The 243-nt window shown below is 65.0% G+C and carries 1 protein-coding gene; it reads right to left on the bottom strand.

What is annotated here, in order from left to right; all coding sequences use genetic code 11:
- The coding region (locus tag ACLJNW_RS27945) for a chaperone NapD (protein ID WP_410961857.1) at positions 1-171 on the bottom strand (171 nt) is incomplete at its 3' end.
- Positions 172-243: the final 72 nt, after the last annotated feature.

A 243-nucleotide genomic window follows, 5' to 3' on the forward strand; every position in this document is an offset into this window, starting at 1 on the left:
GTCGAGAATCTGTTCTTCGCGTTCGGCTTCCAGCACCAGGATCAGCTTGCCCTGCGGGCTTTCCTGGTAGATCTCCAGGCCGTCGAGCAGCGCCAGGTTGGCCTTCACCGCCGGCAGTCGCTCGGGTCGGCAATGCAGGATGAGGCTGGCGATCTGCAGGGCTTCAGGCATGTCGTGGAGACTCCTTGGTGGATAGCGCGCGCAGTTGGATGGCCTGGCTCGGACAGGGCGCCAGGCAGGCGC

The sequence above is a fragment of the Salmonella sp. SAL4457 genome, from assembly GCF_046548235.1.
In the GTDB taxonomy this organism is placed as follows: domain Bacteria; phylum Pseudomonadota; class Gammaproteobacteria; order Enterobacterales; family Enterobacteriaceae; genus Salmonella; species Salmonella enterica.